The sequence below is a fragment of the Paucisalibacillus globulus DSM 18846 genome (assembly GCF_000482485.1).
GTDB classification, from domain to species: Bacteria; Bacillota; Bacilli; order Bacillales; family Amphibacillaceae; genus Ornithinibacillus; species Ornithinibacillus globulus.
In genome coordinates this window covers 24450-41527 of sequence record NZ_KI519440.1, presented here as the reverse complement: position 1 = coordinate 41527, position 17078 = coordinate 24450, and the positions used below count along the sequence as shown (strand labels likewise).

General features: G+C 36.5%; 17 protein-coding genes and 1 riboswitch. Of the genes, 1 reads left to right on the top strand and 16 read right to left on the bottom strand.

Annotation, left to right across the window (positions count from 1 at the left end; all coding sequences use genetic code 11):
- Positions 1–66: 66 nt before the first annotated feature.
- The 7 genes from K332_RS0120080 to K332_RS23010 all read right to left on the bottom strand — a co-directional run bounded on the left by K332_RS0120080 (position 67) and on the right by K332_RS23010 (position 7668).
- Positions 67–819, bottom strand: coding sequence for a LytR/AlgR family response regulator transcription factor (locus tag K332_RS0120080; protein WP_026909082.1), 753 nt, complete (start codon positions 817–819; stop codon positions 67–69).
- Entirely contained in the window at positions 816–2585 is a 1770-nt protein-coding gene (locus K332_RS0120075) for a LytS/YhcK type 5TM receptor domain-containing protein (RefSeq protein ID WP_026909081.1), read from the bottom strand. The genes K332_RS0120080 and K332_RS0120075 overlap by 4 nt, the downstream gene beginning before the upstream one ends.
- A complete protein-coding gene (locus K332_RS0120070) occupies positions 2582–4126 on the bottom strand; it encodes a solute symporter family protein (RefSeq protein WP_026909080.1) in 1545 nt (514 codons plus the stop codon). Before K332_RS0120070 ends, K332_RS0120075 begins: the two co-directional genes overlap by 4 nt.
- Positions 4123–4398: a DUF485 domain-containing protein gene (locus tag K332_RS0120065; RefSeq protein ID WP_026909079.1), complete on the bottom strand. Its 276-nt coding sequence runs from the start codon at positions 4396–4398 to the stop codon at positions 4123–4125. Before K332_RS0120065 ends, K332_RS0120070 begins: the two co-directional genes overlap by 4 nt.
- Before the next feature lie 673 nt (positions 4399–5071).
- Positions 5072–5254, bottom strand: coding sequence for a gamma-glutamylcyclotransferase (locus K332_RS23015; protein ID WP_036689477.1), 183 nt, complete (start codon positions 5252–5254; stop codon positions 5072–5074).
- A 66-nt stretch (positions 5255–5320) separates the two neighbouring features.
- Positions 5321–6412, bottom strand: coding sequence for a DUF4097 family beta strand repeat-containing protein (locus K332_RS0120055; RefSeq protein ID WP_026909078.1), 1092 nt, complete (start codon positions 6410–6412; stop codon positions 5321–5323).
- Positions 6413–6627: 215 nt separating this feature from the next.
- Positions 6628–7668, bottom strand: coding sequence for a tellurite resistance/C4-dicarboxylate transporter family protein (locus tag K332_RS23010; protein WP_036689475.1), 1041 nt, complete (start codon positions 7666–7668; stop codon positions 6628–6630).
- A 362-nt stretch (positions 7669–8030) separates the two neighbouring features.
- Positions 8031–8132, top strand: a riboswitch (SAM riboswitch).
- A 93-nt stretch (positions 8133–8225) separates the two neighbouring features.
- Between K332_RS23010 and K332_RS0120045 the strand changes: the two genes are divergently transcribed.
- Entirely contained in the window at positions 8226–8552 is a 327-nt protein-coding gene (locus tag K332_RS0120045; RefSeq protein ID WP_026909077.1) for a hypothetical protein, read from the top strand.
- A 278-nt stretch (positions 8553–8830) separates the two neighbouring features.
- Here the strand turns inward: K332_RS0120045 and K332_RS0120040 are convergent, their stop codons facing one another.
- From K332_RS0120040 to K332_RS23005, 9 genes are all read right to left on the bottom strand, one after another.
- Positions 8831–9697 carry an alpha/beta hydrolase gene (locus K332_RS0120040; RefSeq protein WP_051359560.1) on the bottom strand — a complete coding sequence of 289 codons (867 nt, stop codon included), beginning with the start codon at positions 9695–9697 and terminating at the stop codon, positions 8831–8833.
- 46 nt (positions 9698–9743) lie between these two features.
- Complete coding sequence (locus tag K332_RS0120035; protein WP_026909075.1) at positions 9744–10127, bottom strand: hypothetical protein; 384 nt, start codon at positions 10125–10127, stop codon at positions 9744–9746.
- A gap of 78 nt (positions 10128–10205) precedes the next feature.
- The gene (galE, locus tag K332_RS0120030; RefSeq protein WP_026909074.1) at positions 10206–11225 is read right to left on the bottom strand and encodes a UDP-glucose 4-epimerase GalE; all 1020 of its coding nucleotides are present in this window, start codon (positions 11223–11225) and stop codon (positions 10206–10208) included.
- A 46-nt stretch (positions 11226–11271) separates the two neighbouring features.
- On the bottom strand, positions 11272–12504 hold the full coding sequence (locus K332_RS0120025; protein WP_026909073.1) for an oligosaccharide flippase family protein: 1233 nt from the start codon (positions 12502–12504) through the stop codon (positions 11272–11274).
- A 38-nt stretch (positions 12505–12542) separates the two neighbouring features.
- On the bottom strand, positions 12543–13382 hold the full coding sequence (locus tag K332_RS0120020; RefSeq protein WP_026909072.1) for a hypothetical protein: 840 nt from the start codon (positions 13380–13382) through the stop codon (positions 12543–12545).
- 6 nt (positions 13383–13388) lie between these two features.
- The gene (locus K332_RS0120015) at positions 13389–14072 is read right to left on the bottom strand and encodes a CpsD/CapB family tyrosine-protein kinase (RefSeq protein ID WP_026909071.1); all 684 of its coding nucleotides are present in this window, start codon (positions 14070–14072) and stop codon (positions 13389–13391) included.
- 4 nt (positions 14073–14076) lie between these two features.
- Positions 14077–14796 carry a YveK family protein gene (locus tag K332_RS0120010; RefSeq protein ID WP_026909070.1) on the bottom strand — a complete coding sequence of 240 codons (720 nt, stop codon included), beginning with the start codon at positions 14794–14796 and terminating at the stop codon, positions 14077–14079.
- Positions 14797–14839: 43 nt separating this feature from the next.
- The gene (locus K332_RS0120005; protein ID WP_026909069.1) at positions 14840–16081 is read right to left on the bottom strand and encodes an O-antigen ligase family protein; all 1242 of its coding nucleotides are present in this window, start codon (positions 16079–16081) and stop codon (positions 14840–14842) included.
- Positions 16056–17078 (bottom strand): polysaccharide deacetylase family protein, encoded by a 1023-nt coding sequence (locus tag K332_RS23005; protein WP_051359559.1) that lies wholly within the window; start codon positions 17076–17078, stop codon positions 16056–16058. Before K332_RS23005 ends, K332_RS0120005 begins: the two co-directional genes overlap by 26 nt.

Below are 17078 nucleotides of genomic sequence, written 5' to 3'. Positions count from 1 at the left end.
CCTTTCGTCTTTTCATAATTTTACCATATCAAATGAATCAAAAACTATTTTAATATAGTTAAATAACTATACCCGAAACGTCTTCAATATCGTCTTACTAGCCGATCGACTTACCGGAATAACAGTTTTCCCCATATCCTTCATCGTTAGATTACTCGTTCCATTAAACCATGGAGTAATTTCTAAAATATGGTTTAAATTAACCAAATAGCTTCTGTGTGCTCGAAAAAACATATGACCTGCCAGTTTATCCTCCAATTCCTGTAACTTCATCCGACTCATTATGACTTTATCAACCGTATGTATTTCTAATAATCTATTATTCGGGACGGCATAATAAATCGAATCCGGGGATAATACAACCATTCGTTCTCCATCGTCTACTAAGAGCTTTGCAGTTGTTGGCGTGTTCTTTTTTGCCTTATTTTCCTTAGCTTTTTCCTTACTTATAATACTTTTCCGAATGCGAGACATCGCCTTTTTAAATCGCACTTCATCATATGGCTTCAATAAATAATCCACCGCTTCAATCTCAAATGCATCTAATGCATATTCATCATATGCCGTTGTGAACACAAACAGAGGAGCCTCTGGTCCAGATTGTTTCGTTATATAATGAGCAGCTTCCACCCCAGTAAATCCTGGCATTTCTACATCAAGAAAAATTAAGTCTGGATGATGTTCGGAATATAATTGAATCAATTGTTCTCCATTTTCTGCATGAGGTGTAAGAGTAATATCTTTTTCATCCCTTAATAAATATAATAATTCTCTTCTCGCCATCATTTCATCTTCGGCTATCATTGTACGAATATTCATCCCATCACCAGACCCTCTACATTCTTATTTGGAATTGGAATCGAGAACTTTACTTCACTGCCACCGCTGGACAAATTACAAATATGTAAACTTGCGGACTCGCCAATCAATCGAACTAATCGTTGATTCACATTGTAAATACCAGTACCGCCATTTTGATTGCCTTCTAACGGCATATGACCAACAAGAGGCAAAATATGTGCGGGAAAGCCGCTCCCATTATCACGAACAGAAATCGTAAGCTCATTTGTTACTCTTACTATATTAATTTCCACCTTAGCATGATTAGCCACATTTTTCAGACCATGTTGTACGGCATTCTCTACAAGGGGCTGTATCGTGGAAGGTGGAATAAAAATATTAGAAACATCATCAGGCATGACAAAGTCAATGTGGAGTCGATTCTTAAACCGCTCCTGAATAATCGAAGTATACGCCTGAACATGCTCACACTCCTTTTCCAATTCTACAAGGGATTTCGATACTAACCGTAAGTTAAAACGCATATAGCTAGCAAGCTGTAATGTCAGATGACGAGCCATTGGTGGATCCTCTCTATACAATGATGCAATTAACTGTAGCGTATTAAATAAAAAATGTGGATTAATTTGCGCTTGAAGATTACGTAGTTCTGCATCACGAATATGGGCTTTTAATTTTTCCGTTGTTAATACATTTAATTGATTTGAAATGTATTGCCCTAAACCTTCCGCCATCATCAACTCCACCGGTGAGATATGCTGAGCTTTTCGAAAATAAAAGGTAATCAAATTGGTGACATCATCGGCTTCCGTAATCGGAATAATAATCGCAGCCTCTAGCGGACATTTATCATGAGCACATGGAATGTCAGACTTTAAGAAACTGATTTGCATCTTCTTCGATTTAATCGCTTTGAAAGCAAGAGGAGTTGTAATTGAATCGCCAACCTGGTGATACTTATCCCCTAACCCTTTATGTGCCAATATGACCTGTTTATTCGTAACCGAAACAGCTGCAAGCTTTAATCGATCGTATAGCAAATTCGCCAAACCATCCGCGACTTCAATCGGAGAATCTTTTTTCAAGAAAGGCAAAGCTTCTTCTGCAATTGTCAGTGCCTGCCTTGTTGCCAAAGCAGCTTCATTCTCTTGTTCTTTCATCACAACCCCAATCATAGTCGTAAAGATGGCAATCGCAAGACTATTCGATAACACAAGTGGGAGTCCAATCTGGTCCACAATGTCCACCATTCCAATCCCGTCTGTGTACAGAATAAGAAGAAGTTGCATTTGTAAAACAGGTGGAAAAACTCCAATAAATAAGGCCTTCAGTGGAGATATAACCCGCTCATTGGAAAAAAATCTTGCTGTTAATCCCGCTAATAAACCAGTCAATGGATTAACAAGACCATTTGCTAACCAACCAACTCCACCCAAAAACATGACATGGATTCCAGCTATTAGCCCAGCTCCCAGCCCTACAATTGGACCGCCAAGGAGTCCCGCAATAACTATTGCCACAAGACTTAAGCTAACAATTAACTGATTATCCTCCACAGGAAACACAACAAAAGCATGAAGGATTTCTGCTTCTTCGGTAATAATTATTCCGGTCACGGTACTGGCAATCCCGAAGATTCCAAATACGAACATATGGACAACCGACATTTTCCAGCTGAATTCACGATACAACAGTGATTTGAATCCAGGTGTCCTCGTCAGAACAAAAGCAATGACAAGGAGTAAACCTAATCGTTCAAACAACATGATAGTTAAATCCTTCATGGGCTCTCTCTCCTTGAAGTAATACCAGTTTGCGATTTAATAAAGAACTGCTTAAACTCTTCCTCTCGTTGCGCTTGTTTTGAGGATAAAATTGTTCCAATATATGCACCTAAAAAGCCAATTGGAATTGCAATAATTCCTGGATTATGAAGCGAAATCAACGATTCTCTTGCAATCCAGCCACCATCAGGGTTCATAATATGTGGGCCTAAAACTACTAATACTAAAGAAGCAAGAAGTCCACTAACCATCCCCGTAATTGCACCGACTTGAGTAAAACGCTTCCAATATATTGTTAAAATTAAGACTGGAAAATTACTTGCTGCTGCTACGATAAACGTCATTGAAACAAGAAATGTCACATTAATCGTTTCAAGACGTAAAGCAAATAACGTAGAAATCAAACCAATTCCTAAAGCAGTCCAACGTGCAGCCTTCAGTTGTTCTTTATCCGTTGATTGACCTTTTTTCAAAATATGATGGAAGATATCATGGGAAAACGCAGTGGTAGCTGATATAACTAGCCCAGCCACAACTGCTACAATTGTTGTAAAAGCAATTGCTGAAACAAAAGCCAGCAGAAAGTCTCCACCAACTTCTTTAGCAAGAAGTGGTGCTGCCAAATTCCCAGTTGGATCTGTTGCCATTAATGATTCATACCCTAATAGTGCAATTGCCCCAAAACCCAAAATCAACGTCATCAAGTAAAAGAGTCCAATGATCCAAGTTGAACTAATTAAAGACCGCCTTACCTCTATTGTATTTCGCACCGTAAATAGACGAATTAATATATGTGGTAAACCTGCCGTACCAAGTACTAATGCAAGTTGAAGTGAGAAAAATTCAAGTGGGTTTCCAAAGAGATGTCCTGGGAAGAAAAAATCCTCTCCTAATGGTGACCCTTCCTTCACCCTATCTATTAGCGCAGAAATATTCCAATTGAAATTAGAAAACACAATTAACGATAGTAAAAATGTCCCTGACATCAGTACTACAGTTTTTACAATTTGTACCCAGGAAGTTGCAACCATTCCTCCAAAAACAACATAAACCGTCATTAATCCCCCAATTACCAAAACAGAAATGGAGTAATCAATATCCAGTAATAGACGCAACAAATAACCAGATGCAACTAGTTGTGGAATCATGTATAGAATAGAAATAGCAAAGGCACCAAACGCCATAATCCAGCGCATTTTATTGCTCGGAAATCGTGAGCAAATGACATCACCAAGCGAATATTTTCCTAAACGATGAACAGGCTCTGCTACTAAAAACAAGACCACTAAATAAGAAACTAAAAAACCAATGGAATATAAGAAGCCATCATAGCCATTAATCGCAATCATCCCTACAATTCCAAGGAATGAAGCTGCACTTATAAAATCACCAGCAATTGCCATCCCATTCTGGAAACCTGTCAAACTACCAGCTGCAGTATAAAAGCGATTGGTCGTGTTACTACGTTTTGCAGCCCAATACGTAATGATTAACGTACAGACAATAATACAAATAAAAAATAAAAAGTACGTAAGATTCACACCATCCCCTCCCGCTCTATCTTTTCAATCTGCTGGTCAAACCTTTTAGCTTTTATATGGTAAATCCAACCAACCAACCATGTCATCGGAATTTGCAAAAAACCATAAACCCATGCCCATGTTACTCCCGGGATAAAGCTTGTCTGATTCATGGCATCAGGAATAAAGATTAGTGATAAAGGAAGCATAAAATAGAACAAAAAAACTAGAATGATAGCCCGAACTAAAAAACGCATTTTAGATTGAATCAACTGAAAAACATGCTCATTCATCTCTATTCCCCCACTTAAATTTCATAAAAGTCTGTTAATTATTTTAATTCAAAAATAACCAAAATATGTAGTGTTGTAAAGGTATTTGTTTAAGATAGGCACAAGGTCCCCCTTGGCTTTGCATAAGGAAAACACGTATGCACCTTTAACTTAGTTAAACTACCACTATTTAAAAACAGGTTTATGATTTAGTGGGATATATGCGCTATGGATCATTTCAACTGGGTTTTCCGTTTGAAATGATTAATGAGAAGGCACTATGAATCATTTCAACTCGGTTTTGTGTTTGAAATGATTAATGAGGAGGTGCTATGAATCATTTCAACTCGGTTTTGCGTTTGAAATGATTAATAAGATGGCGCTATGAATCATTTCAAACAAGTTTTGCGATTAAAATGATTAATGAGAAACTGCTATGAATCATTTCAACCGGGTTTTGTGATTGAAATGATTAATAAGATGGCGCTATGAATCATTTCAGCTGGGTTTTGCGTTTCAAATGATTAATTAGAAACGCTATAAATCATTTCAACTAGATTTCAGGATTGAAATGATTAATGAGAGATTAATTCCATATACCCACATAACACCTGAAATCGGGAGTTATATGCAGAATAAATTCTTCTTGACTACACAAAAATGGCATGCTCACCTTGAGCATGCCATTAAATTTCTATTGATTTATTCTCCAATCACCACTATCAATTCGTCTATTCAATAGACTTCCCCTCGCAGCAACGTATACATAAGCAGAAGTAGTACTTTCTTCTGTCCTAATGAGGAGAACTACACGAACATATAGGTTATCCTTCGCACCTTCCGAATATTCTTCCAGTTCATCCAACTCGATTTGCATATTTCAAGTTCGCCTTTTAGTAGAGTCCCATAAACGAAGATTTTATGCAATTCTAATATCCCCAGTTTAATAATTTGCCACTTCTTCCTTATACACTTTTACATCGCCAGTTAAGGAAGTAATGCGTATGGCATTTTCCCCTGCCCCTATAACACCAAATAGCCTTGATGAATCATCTTTACATTCTAAAGGAAGATTAGTAGTAATATCTTCTGATTTACTTATAATATCAACTGTAGCATTTAATCCTATTTCATTTTCTAATTCGACTATAATATCTCCACTTTTCGCATCTAAATTAGCGGCACATTCTCCTCTTAACTGAAGCTTCAAATCACCCGAAACAACCAAACCTTTTATGCTTCCGGTAAAATCCTTCATATCTATACTACCTGACTTCGTACTTCCCAATAACTTGCCTATCCGTACATGGTTAGCATCAACATCACCTGAACTAGATACGATACTTCCTGTCACCATATAAATATCTTTTAATTCAACACTGCCCGAAGCCGTTTGAATTTCTAGATTTTCTCCTTGTATATTAGTAATGGCTATATCACCAGAACTTGCTTTTGCTTGTAAATTGATCACAGTTAGTCTTTGGAGTACCATATCCCCTGATGACGTACCAATTTGACAGGCTTCTGCTTTTAAATTTTTTGCCTTTATATCACCAGATGAACTACGAAGCTTAACTTGATTAGCATCTATAGTTGATAATTTGATGTCCCCTGAACCAGAATTCACAGAAAGCATACTCATTGTAATCTCAGAAAAACTAACATCACCAGAGCCGGTTCGTACGTCCCACTCTTCCACTACTGCACTTGGGACAAGAACCTGAACTTTTGTGGATGGATAGACACCAAAAAATGTCTGTATTTGATCCGATTGGAACGCTGTTATTTTTAAACTATCATTTTCTTGATCTATCTCCAATTGCGGACCATCCTCATATGTTTTAAGCACGATATCGATATGTTGTTCCTTATGACTAGTTACTTCGATATCCAAATTTGTCGTAGAAATATGTATGGAATGTATACTAGTACTATCAATTCGTTCCTTTTGAATGACTTCCTGTTTGACTATAGAACTCTTCGCACTTTTAATGAAACGGTTAACCACTGATTCAACTGTTTTTTCTATTTTCATCTGTTTCATCTCCGATCACTATTTTATTTCCTACTTTCTAGTTTACTAGGAAATTTAGTGTAGACAAGGTATCTTAAGAAGTAATTTACCTCGGTCTGTAGACGGAGACTAAAAAAAGAAGTAACCACTGCCTAAATAGGTATTGTGAATACTTCCTTTTACTAATTAATTCCTACTGGTATGCCTAGCTTGGAAATTTCCCTAACTAGCAGTTTCTACTCCAACTTATACCCCTTCCTAGTCCTTATCACATGAGAAACGAGACCATAAATTCCAGCAACCCACGCACCAATCGCAATAAACACCATCACTTCCGGAACAACTTTTAAAAACGGGACCTCTAGCGCCTCTGACAATTGAAATGTACTAGTTGTATACATAGCTAGTGGGAAGACCATTCCCCAGTTTTGTGGATCATAGGAAAATCGGTCATGATGATATACGTAACGCCATATCATCAGAATGAACAGAAGCGGAATCCACCATGTTCCGGTAATCCAGAAAAATAATGTGAACCCTTTTAGAAAAGGAGTGATTTCTTTAACTAGTTCCCAATACTCCCGATGTAAAATGAGCGTCGAACCAGCCAAAGTAGTAATGGCAACTGCACCCATATTAATCCAGTAAGGTGGGGTTAGTGATTCATATTTAAAATCAACAAATGTAAAACGATAAAAAATTAATGTAATAATGTTGAGATATAGCATACAGCCAAGAAAATACATACATAATGTAAAAAACATGATGATACCTCGGCCATCATTTACATATGGAACAAGTAACGTTCCTAATATGGATACCGACTGAGTAGCAACTGCCGCGATCAACCATGCTCCATTAATCCCATCTGCCATACGTGGCTTATCTTTTCTTACTGTCACAGCCACAAAAAATGTATACATGATAATAACCCATAAAATAATGCCAAGGAACCAGAGATACAAGGGAAGTTTCTGGAAGTCTAGAACTATGAGTAGTTCACTACCAAATACACAAGTTCCAGCAACAAGTGTAAAAAATCCTGGCCCTAATGCGTGACTAGTGATATCTTTTTTAACGTCCGGGAAATAATATACAACTCTAATAATCGTTAAAAACCATAGATACACATAGGCGAAGAAATTCACCATCGCCAATATTTTCGAAACTAAATCTAGATCTAATAAATGACTACCAATTGATAATGCACCAGTAGCCATCACTAATGCAAAATATCCTGGGAAAAGATTTTTTGCCCGAGATTTGAAATAACCCAATTTTAATCCTCCTTAACGTACGGTATTTTTATTTACTCTCGAAGGCTTTTTGGAGGAGCAAAAGCATAAACACTGTCAATATCTAAATGATTACTTTTAGAATAATCCTAGTTTAACACATTACATATATTTCCTTTAGAACAACCACACAGAGTTTTCTTTTCACTGTTTCTATTTTATCGCAGGTTAACTGGCTGTAAGACCCTAAACGAGAGGAATTCGAGTGAAATTCAAGAATTATAAGTGGGGGATCAAACAGTAAGTCAAAAGCTAAGGTTCGTTCAACTAACAATCAGTGGGGGAAGTACAAAAACCCCCATTGATTGAAGTTTCACTTTATGGTAGAATGAACTTAATTCAATAGGTTATCAAGAGTGAACGAGAGTACTGGCTCTATGACTTCACAGCAACCTGCCAAGTGGTAAGGTGCTCCAACCAGCAAAGCTTGCTTTGAATGATGACGATCGGCTTCTCCAGCTCTTTGTGTGCATTCATTTGCAACAAAGGGCTTTTTTTGTGTCTTGGAACCTTTTGAAAAAAATTAGGAGGTAAGGCAAATGAACACAACAGGATTTATCAGAGGCTATATGGCTAAAAATCAAGATGGAGAGATATTTTTAAAACATGTATTAGTAACAGTAGAAAGGCAATTGCAGGAATGGGATTCAAATTACGAGGTACAACTAATTAAACTTAGTAACTACGAGGTGCTAGTGAAGAATGGTAAGGAAATCATAAACTTTACTATTTCAAAGCCTCAATTGGCATCGTTTCAATCAAGTTCCCCATATAAGTTAGACCAGTATATTTGGAGAGAATTAAAAAATAACGCAGTACCGATTAAAGATTGGAATGGGAATTATTTAACGTATGTATTTCGCTAGTGAGGATTCCCTCTTCTTCCTTAGTATGAAATAGCGGTAAGTATGGCGTTATGCGAGGCACGTAGTAACGATTTCAATTTAGTCTATCATTCTTAACAGGATTAACATTAAACGAAATGAATGTTGTCTTTCTTTTAAACAAAAAGAAGTAACCACCCCTAGAACCGAGTATGTTACTTCTTTTTGCGATATTCTTTAAGTAGTTAACCACTACTTTTGCGGGTTGTATTCTGGTACTTAGTAGTTGGAACTACTGAGTACCTTTTATTACTATGGTGTCAAACAAAAAACCGGACAATATCATCATAAACAATCTGTTTATCAACTTCATGTAAAACCTCATGCTTCATTCCAGGATAAACCTTACTGTTCATGTACTTGTAACCAATTTTCCTTAACGCATCAAATGAATCCTTTAATCCCTTTTCTCCGCCAGTTACCGGGTCGTCCTCCCCAACAACGCTTAGAATTTTTAATCCCGGATTTCTACAAAGATAATTATGAACCTCATGTATTGCTTGATCTGCTTCGAATACCGTTAACATCGCGCTATTTTGATAATGATATTGACATAATGGGTCATTACGATATGCTTCCACATTGGATTGATTCGCACTAAGCCAGGAATCATCCTTACTATTCCCAGTTAATTTCCGAAGAACTTTGCTATATCCATGTTTCCCGGAGAAAGCTGTAATTACTTTACCTATCAAAATTCCTATACTAACCAGTGGAACATAGTTCGCTGTTCCACTCAGTACAAGCTTTTTAATTTCTTGATCATACCTTTGTAAATAGCATCTTGCAAATATCGAACCTAGCGAATGCCCAAAAAGATATAAATCCTTTCCGGGGAATCGTCTCTTTATATACCTAGTTATCAAAATCTGATCTGCAATAATTTCTTCTACTCCATTCATAAACCCTAATGGATAATCTTTATTTACCGACGCCCCATGGCCCCGTATATCAGAAATGATAACCGTAAAACCATTCCCATTTAAATAGTCGATAAAATTATAATAACGTTCTTTATGTTCTTGCGCACCATGAATCATTTGAACCAAAGCCTTTGTTTTAGTTGCTTCAAAAAGTGCTACAGATAATCCTAATCCATCTTCCGCTGTTAAGTTGAAGTTCTCCATTATCTAATCACCATTCATAGTATACCCAGTGATTTAAATACGGACCCTATCTTTTAGACCTGCTTTCGAGTAACCCTCGATAATTATCTCGATAATGCCAAACTAAGAAACCTTCTAATAATACTAGTACAATAGCTAACAAGAGTAACTCCGAATCAACGAAAATATGAAAAGCAAAAATATTTACAATAAGACCTGCAAGGATAACGAGTACTAAAGGGACAAAACGACGAATTAACAATAAAATTCCCGCAATAATTTCTACCCCTTTTTCCATCGCCAACAGATACCCATCTCCTAGAAAATCCATTGCTTTAGGACTGGTTGGTGCAAACGGCTCCATTCCAAACAGAACGAAATAACCATTTAACCCTGCCCCTAGAAAAATCACACCCAACAAAATTTCAGCAACGCGAACCAACACTGTCATCCCACTCTCCCACTATTTAAATTAAGAGAAAATCCTAGTGCTGCTTTACTTACATAGGTGTACTTAAGGAAAGCCTCCTCAAACAAGGGCTGAATTACTTGGATTAGCACGTTGCCAACGCCAAGCATCCATACACATCGCGTCAATTCCTCTTTTTGCTTCCCAGCCTAGCTCTTCCTTTGCCTTTGTTACATCCGCAAAGCTAACAGCAATATCCCCTTTTCGGCGTGGTGCGATGATATAGGGAATCTCCCTTCCTGATACGTTCTGAAAGGACCGAACCATTTCCAAGACACTATAGCCTTTGCCTGTACCTAAATTATAAGCATTAATTCCAGTTGTTGTCTCAACTTTTTTCAGGGCGCTAATATGACCTTGTGCCAAATCCACAACATGGATATAATCCCTAATTCCAGTTCCATCCCGGGTTGGATAATCATTACCGTAAATTGAAAGTGCTGGTAAAAGTCCTGCTGCGACATTCGTAATATATGGTACTAGATTATTAGGGATTCCTTTTGGGTTCTCTCCTATTTGACCACTGTCATGCGCACCCACAGGATTAAAGTATCTTAACATGCAAATGCTCCATGATGGATCAGAATAAAATAAATACCGTAAAATTTCCTCTATCACTTGTTTCGTATGTCCATATGGGTTTATTGCTCCTAAAGGATGGCTTTCTGATATTGGCTCATTCTTCTCAGTTGGAGCGTAGACAGTGGCAGACGAACTGAATACTAGACTTTTCACATTAAACATTTGCATTACTTCACATAGGATTAGGGTGCTCATGATGTTATTGGCGTAATATGTTAACGGGATGGATGATGATTCACTAACCGACTTATAGCCAGCTAAATGAATGACAGACGAGATTGTATGATTAGAAAAAACGTCCAATAAGTCCTCCTTTTTTCCTAAATCAACTGTATATACCGTTACAGATTTTCTAGTGATTTCTTGAACACGCTTTAAGGCATCTGAACTACTAGTAGAGTTATTATCAACAACGACCACTTCATATCCTGCATTTAATAACTCTAAACAAAGATGACTCCCAATATAACCTGCTCCACCAGTAACAAGAATAGCCAATTCTCTATCACCCTCTCTAAGCTTTATATTAGTAATTCCGGTCCCTTCAAACGTAAGACTTCCTTAATATTAGGTATAAAACAACTAGCATACTAATCACTTGTGAAAATGAAAAGATAATTAATGCTATCGCAGCCCCAACTGCACCAAATTTCGGGATTAAAAGCACACACCCGATAACACTTACTATTACCCAAAAAGTTGCTAAAAGTGGTTGCAACTTAAAATATCTTGTAGCACTAAAGCCTAATTCAAGAAATGTTGCCGGATAATAAAATATCCCAGAAACCATAATGAATATAAATAAGTCTGCGTATGTTGCATAGGAAGGTGTATAAATAATCGATAGTACGGTGTCTCCAATTAAATATGCTACGATAAAGCCTAAAACACCAATGACAAAGCCAAAAGCAACTAAGCCGATCAATAACTTTTGGAAGGATCTTATATTTTTTTGTTCAAAGAACATTGCAAGTCTTGGTATGGCCGGTTGACCGATGGAATTCACCATCCGATCACCTGCAAAAAGGATATAAAGAATTGCAGCAAAGTATCCCAGTTCTTCCCTACCTAAAAAATATTCAACTAGGTAGGTTGGAATATTCGTATTCACCGAGGCTAACAAGGCTACGATACCTAATGGCAATGTCATTTTTACCAATCGTTTTATTGTTGCCATATGAAAACTTGCCTTAACAACTTCATACTTTTTAACAACCTGAAAGTCATAAATTAATAGGACAACGGTCCAAACGATTATTTGTCCAATAATCGATAAAATCAAGCTTTCTGTAACATATAACGTAGTGGAGAATATAATGACCGTCATCATGCCTTTTAAAATTTGCGATTTCGTAATATAATCCATTCGCTCGTGCTTTTGCAGTTGACCATGAAAAACTCCACTGATCGACTCAGGAAGTTTCGCAATTCCTATTAACAGAATGACCATTGCTGTATACATGTCAAAGCCAACAAAAAGTACCACGGAAAGGAAGAATATAATAGAGACTCCAACTGAAATCAATCTTGTTCCCAAATAATGACTGAACAGAAATGTTCCTTTCGCATCAGTTACCTGCGCTAAACGTAGGTTCATTTCTGTAAATAAGACAATTGGTGCCGTAATCGCTAGCCCAAGCGCATACTGTCCAACCATCTCTGGGGTTCCAAGTTTTGCGAGGATAATTAATAACAACCATTGTGTAATGGAGTAAAAAACACTCCCAACCAATGTCCAAGTCATATTAATCTTCAGCGACAGTCTCTTTATTTCCAAAAGCTCCCCCTCATTTACTAGTTGATTATTCTATGTCACTAACTTTTTAAAGCATATTGATGTTGTCTTAGTCTCTTTGCTCTCAGAAACTCAGGCCTATTCCGGTGTTTTAACCAAAATAAAAATACAATTATTTTCCCTAATATCGTATTAGGATAATGCCTCCTATCGATATCAACAATTTGGCCACCAAATTCCATTTTAAATGTATTAATATGTCTCTCACCGTCTTTTAATGGCTCAACAAATATACCTCCAAAGTCAAACCAATCTAATCCCATTCTTTTAAAACTTTTTATATCCTCCCAATGTAAGTAACGATTCGCCCTTCCAATCATATTTCTGAGCTCTGAATTATTAAACCTAGCAGATGCTGAATGTAAGAGAGCACAACTATTTTTAGTTTTCACGTAGGCGTGATAACATAGTGTATCGCCATTTTCGTTGGAGACGTAGGAAAGTATTAGCGAATTAGAATCACGTAACCCCTTTAGCCTATCTATAATTGCAGGTGGGATTCCCTTATTTAAAGCAAAGTCATTAAAGAAACGAACAAACTGCTGAATTTCTTGATCTGTTGGTGTAGTTAGTTCATGATAAATAAGAGGATCCCTTTTCATAGCCCGATTGATTTTATATCGAGCATTCTTATGAATGTCTAAAAATATTTCCTGTTCGGTTCTACGTAAATCGATTAATAATGTTTTCCCAAAGCTATATAATCCTTTTTTAGTTTGTGGCTTTTCAGCCAAGTCGGTGGAAGGAAACAATACTTTATGGGAAATAATAATATCAACCGCTATTTCGTATTCTATGTCTGTGGTCTCATAGGCATCCATCATCTGGATGATTCCTCGTCTGTAACTAACATTAGCCATATGTTGTCACCCCTTAATATAGTAATAACTATCTTGTGGCAGCTTCTTTCCATTAAGAATAGCCCCCAGAAGATTTGCTCCAGCGTATTTTAACTGTTCCTTTGCTTTTTTCACATCACTGATCTCACTTTTTTTAGCTCGAATTACCAGTAAAACACCGTCACATAGATTAGCTAACAATGTTGAATCTGTTACAACTAATACAGGTGGTGTATCAAAAATGATGATATCGTAACGTTCCTTTACGCTTGTCATAAATTTCTCCATTTGTATGGAGCCAAGTAACTCCGACGGATTTGGTGGTATTATCCCACTAGTAACAATATCTAGGTCCGTTAGGTACGTTGGATTGATAATGGAATTAATATCCTGCTGTCCAACTAAATAATTACTTAAGCCATTGTTATTCATGAGACGAAACATATGGTGTATGGTCGGTTTTCTCATATCCGCATCCACTAATAACACCTTTTTTCCTTCCTGGCTAAACACAATTGCAAGATTAGTAGCTGTCATGGTCTTCCCATCACCTGAATGTGGAGAGGTTATCACTAGACTCTTTAGTTCTTTATTAATGGAAGCAAAATTAATATTCGAGCGTATCGTCCGGAATTGCTCGGAAGCTTGCTTGCTTTTTCTTTCGATTGTAATAAGGTTTACTCCTCTTTCTTTTTTCTTCTTTCTTGTCAACTTTTCACCCCTCCGTTTCCATATGAGTATTTCTATTTTCTTTTCTTTTTCTTTGTTCCACATTTGAAACAACACCTAATACTGGTATTCCTTGCTCTTCAATATCACTTTCTGACTTGACCTTTGTATTCAAAAACTCAAGACTCAGTGCCAGGCCAATACCAGTAGTTAGACCAATTACTGCTGCTAATATCATATTAACTATTGGCCTCGGGCTAATTGGTTCATGTGATAAACTAGGATTCGCGTTCGATAAAATATAAACACTTTCAATTTTCATGATGGGAAGGATTGTGTTTTCAAACGTTTCAACAACTAGGTTTGCCAGTTCTGCGGCTTTTTCTGGACTTGAAGCAACTGCTGAAACAGTAATTACTTGGGAGTTTTCTCCACTAGACACTTTGATTTGCTTTCCTAATTCCGCTAAGGTGACACCCAAGTTCATTTCATTTGCCACTTGCTCTAAAATAGATGGACTTTTAATAATTTCTTTATACGTATTGATTAATTCTAAATTGCTTTCAATTTCTTGTATGTTAAATTGGATATTTTCATTTGTTTGTTGAATCACAATAAATTGAGAGGTTGATTGATAGGTAGGTGTTAGGACATAGTAGCTTAATATAGCAGCAAGAATAATGAAACTAATAGTAAGTAATATGATTAATGCCGTTCGTTTCTTTAATGTTTGAATGATTTCATGAATAGATAACGTATCCTTCATCCTCATTACCTCCAAATTAATGTTCTACCTGATTCACTGTTACCTATCGCCATAGCTTTTCTTTTGTATGGTAGGAAAGCACAAAGGCAATGGTTAAATATATCCAAACAAAACGAATGTTTTCGATATTGATGGAAATTGCTTGAATTCCTACTGCAATCAATCCAATTAAAATAACATAATACTTTTTCTCTCCATTAGTAGTTATAAAAACAACTAGTCTAAAAAAGAGATAGAGTGGAAACCATAGGAATGCAAGAAATCCAACCATTCCAGTTTCCGTTAAAAAAGTAAGATAGGTATTATGCGGGATATTCATAAACGTAACCCCATACATTTCTGTTGAGTAAGCAATAAATTGACCAATACCAATCCCAATAAGAGGATTATTAGTCCACATATCAAAAGCCGACATCCATAAGAAAACGCGGTATGAAGTCCCATCTCCCTCGGAACCAACACTGGTTACACGATCGATGGCAAATCGCAGTACTTCAGAGGTCTCATTCACCCATAAAAAAGCAATAAGAAATAATGACATAATAGCTATAAAAATAAGCAGTTCTCTCATTCTTCCCAACATAAAGGTTAGAAACAATACTATTACCACTGCTAAAAGGATACTTATGATTCCACCTCTTGAAGCTGTCAAAAATAAAGCAATTAAAATAAGTACGGTTGATAGATTTATCATGAATTTCTTTTCTACATAGTTGGAATAAAGCATGATGAAAGAAAATGAAATGACAAGATAAAGTGCTGCAAGATTTGGATCATTTAATGTTGCTTGTGCCCGTCCACCAAGAGTCATGCCATTATCAATACCAAATTGATAGAGGATGACACTTCCAATACAAAGCAAAGAGATAATCATTGCCGTTATTCGCCACCAACGCAAAATAAAAATAAGCAGTTCACGTTTGTATTTTTCTAAATAGATAAGAAATACTAGGATATAACTAAAATTCACCGATAATTTTAGAATGGCTGAAATACCATAGGTGATATCTACAAAAATGTTCAAAAAATAATTAGTCATACTTAAAATACAAACATAGATTAGTAGTAGTAGATAAATAATAATATGCTTATAGTTACCAAGAACTCTCGCAATTAATTCCCTATTCTCTTTATTGGATATAACCCAATACAACATCAAAATCATAATAAAATCGGAAACGGAAACATTTAATTGAATCATCATGTTGAGATAGAACATAAATGGAAGACATATAACTAGTAGTCCAATGAAAAAGAAATCAAGCTTCTTTATAGATAGAACCACTGGAAACACCACATTTAGTATCGTTTAACACCATTTCCCCTAACTCTTTCATGCTATAACTCTCCATTCCATATCGTTCTCGTAGCAATTGAAAATGATTCAAAAGGATATCTAATTGTTGAATACTTTCCCGTTGCCTTGCACCAAAGTTATGTGGGTGCCACCATAAATGAAAAACCTTACCTTCCTTAGCAGCTTCTGTCATACCTACCATAATTCTTCTCAGCTTTAACGGTTCCAGTAGTCTGAGTCTACGAGAATATGGCCGAAGAAATTTACTAGAAGGGATGTTAACAAGACCGAATGGACTTTGTAATGCATCTGTCGTATACACATGATTTCCGGAAATATTAACATACGAATCCAATAATCGAATCAACCGCTTAAATAGTCCCTCTCTCTCACCATGAATACGATATAACCAATGATTCTCACAACCTCGATATGCAATAAGACCAAATTGACGGGATTCTGTTAGGTATTCAGCATTCAATTGGTTACGAGGAAAAATAATTGTTTTAACTGATATTCCTTTCCTCTCTGCTATTTCCAATGCTTTCTCTAAATCAGCCTGAAATTCTGCCTGACATTGACCTTTAGCTAATGTGTAGTAATGGCTAAAGGTATGTGTTGCTATTTCCTGATAAGGAGTATCTTGAATTTGTTCAATAATCCCTGATCCAAAGTGGATTGGATCCTCTAGTTCATTATTTCCGATATGTTTTATTTGCTCGTATGAAGATATGGATAAATCCTTATATTGCGGTTGAACCTTTGGTATCTCTTTTAATAGGTCCTGCTTATTAGAAAAAAATAGAAATCCAACTATTCCCCATGTGGCATGGATATGTTGCGATTGAAATTTTTCTAACAGTATTGGTACTATTTCCCGTGCACCTAGTAAATTTCCCCTATAGTATTCTGTTGAATAAACATCAAATACTCCCCAATTCAGTTCTAAATCCAGCGATATAACCAATTTCCCTTTGTTAGCCAA

Coding starts and splice junctions, on each gene's coding strand:
- K332_RS0120065 (WP_026909079.1), bottom strand. CDS start 4,398: ATGAATGAGCATGTTTTTCAGTTGATTCAATCTAAAATGCGTTTTTTA.
- K332_RS0120040 (WP_051359560.1), bottom strand. CDS start 9,697: ATGGAGAACTTCAACTTAACAGCGGAAGATGGATTAGGATTATCTGTA.
- K332_RS0120075 (WP_026909081.1), bottom strand. CDS start 2,585: ATGAAGGATTTAACTATCATGTTGTTTGAACGATTAGGTTTACTCCTT.
- K332_RS0120035 (WP_026909075.1), bottom strand. CDS start 10,127: ATGACAGTGTTGGTTCGCGTTGCTGAAATTTTGTTGGGTGTGATTTTT.
- K332_RS0120020 (WP_026909072.1), bottom strand. CDS start 13,382: ATGGCTAATGTTAGTTACAGACGAGGAATCATCCAGATGATGGATGCC.
- K332_RS0120010 (WP_026909070.1), bottom strand. CDS start 14,796: ATGAAGGATACGTTATCTATTCATGAAATCATTCAAACATTAAAGAAA.
- K332_RS0120055 (WP_026909078.1), bottom strand. CDS start 6,412: ATGAAAATAGAAAAAACAGTTGAATCAGTGGTTAACCGTTTCATTAAA.
- K332_RS23015 (WP_036689477.1), bottom strand. CDS start 5,254: ATGCAAATCGAGTTGGATGAACTGGAAGAATATTCGGAAGGTGCGAAG.
- K332_RS0120080 (WP_026909082.1), bottom strand. CDS start 819: ATGAATATTCGTACAATGATAGCCGAAGATGAAATGATGGCGAGAAGA.
- K332_RS0120045 (WP_026909077.1), top strand. CDS start 8,226: ATGAACACAACAGGATTTATCAGAGGCTATATGGCTAAAAATCAAGAT.